Consider the following 3,300-nt stretch of genomic DNA (forward strand, 5'->3'; position numbering starts at 1 on the left):
CGGAAGGCGCCGGTGGGTGATCGAGCGGACCATGTCCTGGCTGACCGGCTACCGCCGCCTCAACCACCGCTACGAACGCCATCCCCGCAACTACCCGGCCTTCCTCGGCCTAGCAGCCGCCCTCTGCTGCTACAAACGCCTCGTCCGCCTCACCACATAGGACACGGTCTTAGGTAGGAGATGAGGGTGCAGGCGGTGCTGGTGAAGGCGAGGAAGTACTCGGCTTTGCGTTCGTAGCGGCGATGGAGGCGGCGGCAGCCGACGAGCCAGGCCATGGGGGCGTTCTATGGCTCAGCGGTGCCCAGTCGCTGTGAGGACTCGATGCCCCGGCGGGCGATGCGGCGGGTGATGCCGCGTCCGCGTGACCATCGGCGCAGGTGGTTCGTAGTCGTAGCCCTTGTCTGCCCCGGCCCAGATCCGCAAAGCCGGAAGGCGACGGCTGGTCACACTGATACGGCCGAAGACGCCGCGGATGGCCGAGCGGCTGGTCGAGGACATCTTCACCGCACTCGACGAACAGACCGTCGTCATCCCCGGCAGCGACGCAGCGCTGATCGCCCCCAACCTTGCGAGCTCGCTCCAGTCCGTCCTGGACCAGAGAAAACTCCTCGCCACTCGGAAGGAACTACTGGAGGCCCACCCTCTTTCCCAGGTCCTGATCTCGATACCCGCCATCGGGGCCAGGACCGCCGCCCGCATCCTGATCGACGTCGGTGACGGCAGCCGCTTCGCCAGCGCCGGCCGCCTCGCCGCCTACGCCGGCCTGGCACCCGTGACCCGCAGCTCCGGCTCCTCCATCCGCGGCAAACACCCCTCCAGGCGAGGCAACAAACAGCTCAAACGAGCCTTCTACCTCGCCACGTTCGCCTCCTTGTCCCCACCGGAGTCACGCGCCTACCACGACCGCAAACGCCGCGAGGGAAAACACACATCGCCGCCCTCGTCGCACTCGCCCGACGCCGCATCAACGTTTTCTTCGACACGCGCCAAGATGGGATCTTCTACCAGCCGCCCACACCCACTACGGCTTGACGAAAGCCATAGAGGCACCCTTCTTTGCACGCATGTGGGCGGAGTCGAGAAGTCCGGGAAAGGCCGGGCAGGCCAGCATCTTCGAGCCGGTGAAGGACCTCCTCGTAGAGTCGACCTCGGACTCCGCCGCGGCCAGATCAGAAATCTGCGGTAGGCGGTCGACTTGGATACCCCGAAGCACGGCGGCAGCGCCGCACACCGGCTGACCATCACGTAGATGATCGCGGCGAACAACGTCTCATCAGGCGTGTCCGGCGTCCCGCCGCCCTGCGGCCGCACCTTCGACCCAGTGGAACTGCTGTGGTCCTCTCTCAAGAAACGCGCACTCGCCGGCGACCACCTCGCCGATGCCGCCGACCCACCGAGAGAACACCAGCCCACAACTGTCACGGTCCTTCCTCGCCCACACCGGTCTGACCATCCATCCACCACACCCACCGAACTTACGAAAAGATCAAGGTATGACACTCCCGTAACCCCCGATGGATCAGGGTGGGGTCTGGGACGCGGTGCATCCAAGGCGGAGGAGCGCCCTCATGCCGGGCGTATCCGGGTGTTCCAACAATGCGGCGAGGTGCCGTAGCCGGCGCCTTGCTATCGCCGTCAGCCGGCCGTGGTTCGGCGAACGAGGGCGACAGGCGCGTTTATCAGACTCGTGTTGATTCGCATGGGGACCCCGCCATGCTCTTCCGCTACGTCGCCAGCGTATTGATGGATGCGGCGGTTGACCGGCCATGACTCTCCGCCCCTCAGGGTTGGTTCGCCAGTCAGCGAAGGCCGGACCCCCCAGCGGGCGAACCAGATGACATCTGGGATGCCAGAGAGGTCGTAGAGACGAGCCGCGCTCAAGGCTTTCACTCCGGAACCGGCACTGCTGTAGAAGCCGGGGAGGTATCCCCGCCTGGAGACTTCCAGACTCCAGGCTCGGACGAAATCGACAGTTGCCTTGGAGCAGGCCTTGTCGTTCGAGTTCCAGCTCTCCATATCGAGATAGATAGGACTGCCTGGAGAAATACCCAGTTTTTGCGCAGCCGTCACAGCCTCGGTGGCCTCTCCAGCGGCCATCGCAGGATCGTCAGGGTCGATAACGGTGTCGCGCTTGTGCCACAGGGTCACGCAGGGAGCCTGGGAGCCGACGAAGATGGGAAGGATCTTCCATCCGCCGTTGCTGACTTCAGTGACCCACTTCCGGTTTAGATTCTTCTGACTCAGGCAACCCCGCCCTCGACCTGCGTAGTAGACGCCGACGGCTCCGTAGCCAGACTTCGACCAGGCCCGTATGGCAGACAGACCAGGAGTGGCACAAGTATCAAAGGCCTTTCCGCTGAATACCGGTACCCCCAAGGACCGGTCGGGTAGAGAGCCTTGGCGCGGGGGAGCCGTCTTAGAGGGATGCGTTGGAGAGGGGGTCAGTGCCATGAGAAGCCCGAACGCGAGGGCTGCAGAAAATCCCAGCATGAGACCGAGCGTGATCCAGCGTCGGTTGACCTGATGGAATTTGCCGTTCAGATTGCGCATAGGGATACTCAACGGCTAGTCGATGGCAGCCGCTAGTCGAAGTAGCCGTTCGGGGGCAGATCCGTAGCCCTAATGCCTGTCGGCCTCAGTGTGTGCTGCCTACCCGGGCCCGGTACAGCGCGCGTTGTCGAGGCCTCAGGCGAGGCCGAAGCCCGAACAGAGGCCCCGCGGTCAGGAACCAAATCAGCGACCCGGGTGAACAAGGCCGGCTGGCGATGCGAATTTGATGGTCACTCAGCCCTGCCCTGCTCGACTTGCGTAAACTCTCGACTGGCTTAGGGACCGAATTGTCGCCAGGAGCAGGGAGGCAAGCTCCACGGGCAAGCGCCTTGCTCGACGCCGATGCCGTCACGGCCGGGCCGGTGACGGTGCGTCTGGAATCCCGAGTCACTCAGTTTCTACCTGCCACAGGTCCCCAAGAAAAAGAGCTACATGGAGGCATCCGCCCCCGCCCAAGCCAGCTGGCACTTCGCCCAGCTGATCAGCCGACACCAAGCACTCGCGGTGAAATCATCTCACGGCCAGGGGACTCGCCCGCACAGACGTGGCCAAGTCCGTGCACGACGCCGGATGGTCGGCGTTCGTGAAATGCTGGAATGTAGGCCGCGCAGTACGGGCGCACCCTGATCAAGGTCGGACGGTTTGAGGCGACCCCTAGTACTCCAGCAGCGGATCGTGTCCTGAGCTGGTGGTTGTCGTTGTCAGGGCATGGTGGGGATGGTTGAGGCCCAGGGGTGGGCTGCGGAGTTG

At 64.1% G+C, this 3,300-nt stretch carries 2 protein-coding genes and 2 pseudogenes; 2 read left to right on the forward strand and 2 right to left on the reverse strand.

Translation table 11 applies throughout. The features are described 5' to 3' along the window. Together ACFYP3_RS37255 and ACFYP3_RS37260 are read left to right on the forward strand one after the other, a co-directional pair. Positions 1–160: transposase (locus ACFYP3_RS37255; protein ID WP_388842533.1), on the forward strand; the 160-nt coding region annotated here is incomplete at its 5' end. A 243-nt stretch (positions 161–403) separates the two neighbouring features. Next, positions 404–1,032, forward strand: a pseudogene (locus ACFYP3_RS37260) (transposase); the annotation flags it as partial. A gap of 16 nt (positions 1,033–1,048) precedes the next feature. Here ACFYP3_RS37260 and ACFYP3_RS37265 read toward each other — a convergent pair. After that, positions 1,049–1,317: pseudogene (locus tag ACFYP3_RS37265) on the reverse strand (transposase); the annotation flags it as partial. Between the two features lie 318 nt (positions 1,318–1,635). Next, positions 1,636–2,550 (reverse strand): DUF1906 domain-containing protein, encoded by a 915-nt coding sequence (locus ACFYP3_RS37270; RefSeq protein ID WP_388842531.1) that lies wholly within the window; start codon positions 2,548–2,550, stop codon positions 1,636–1,638. Positions 2,551–3,300: the final 750 nt, after the last annotated feature.

Source organism: Streptomyces sp. NPDC005533, from assembly GCF_042871845.1.
In the GTDB taxonomy this organism is placed as follows: domain Bacteria; phylum Actinomycetota; class Actinomycetes; order Streptomycetales; family Streptomycetaceae; genus Streptomyces.

What these genes read in the sequence shown, in the direction of transcription:
- ACFYP3_RS37270 (WP_388842531.1), bottom strand. Translation starts at nt 2,550, where the DNA reads ATGCGCAATCTGAACGGCAAATTCCATCAGGTCAACCGACGCTGGATC.